1 protein-coding gene is annotated in these 1026 nt (G+C 31.7%); it reads right to left on the minus strand.

Going from position 1 to position 1026, the window contains the following annotated elements; translation table 11 throughout:
* A partial coding sequence (locus ACYQ5K_RS17540; protein ID WP_459778173.1) for a LicD family protein occupies nt 1–977 on the minus strand: 977 nt, incomplete at its 3' end.
* Nucleotides 978–1026: the final 49 nt, after the last annotated feature.

Here is a 1026-nt window from a genome sequence, read left to right on the forward strand (position 1 = left end):
TGTAATGGATAAAAAATCTCTTTTGATATTAAATTATTATCGTTACAATAACTCCAACTATCAAAACTGTATAAGCACCCTTTTGCATCTTCTTTAGCACAAATAATATTTTTATCATAAAGTTTCTTATAATATTTATTAAAAATCTCTGCAATCTGAATTCCAATAGCCGAATCATCATCAACACATCCTGCCCTACGAAATTCCTGAATCAATGGATTTCCTTCATCTGTAATTTCTGTTTTTAACTCTTTTCTAATTTTCTGATTTTCTTCCCATTTTTCATATGATGCCTCACTAATCCAGTCAAACGGAAATATATCAATAAAAACAGGAATAGTCGTATCTTTATAAGTAAAACGAATCTGCTTACAAAATCCCCATGCATCATATCTTACTGTAAGTCTATATTCTTGATGGTCCTTTAATATTTCTCTTAATTTTTCAATATCCTCTCTTGCCATACAAGTATCTACATCATCATCCCATGGAATAAATCCCTTATGTCTCACTGCTCCTAACAAAGTACCTGCATAAAGCCAATAAGATAACTGATTCTCCTCACAAATTCTAGCAAAAGCTCTTAGTAAATCTTTCTCCAGAAGTTGCAAATTTCTGCTTACTCCCTTCGCTTTAGGTAATGCAAGAAAAAATCTTTTTTGAGCATCTGCTGTAGACTCTCCATCTTTTCGATACTCTTCCCAAAACATCTGCATATCCTGCTTATGATAATGTGTAATAATTCTTTCCAAACGAGCATTTTCCTCATGCAGATGTCTCACTTCATTTGATAATCCATCTATTTTTCCACTCATCTGATTATAAAGCTCGTTTTGATGATTATAACTATTTTTAATTCCCGATTCTAAAATTTGTCTTAATGAATCTGCTTTTTTTACTAAATCATTTGCCTTATCAAGAAATTGCCTTTTTCCTACTGGCAGACGCCAGTAAATATATTCCCATACTCTTCTCATTTCTTTCCTTCCCCTTAGAACTATTATCTATCTAGCCATTTTATATAAT

It is taken from the genome of Allocoprococcus similis (genome assembly GCF_054660775.1).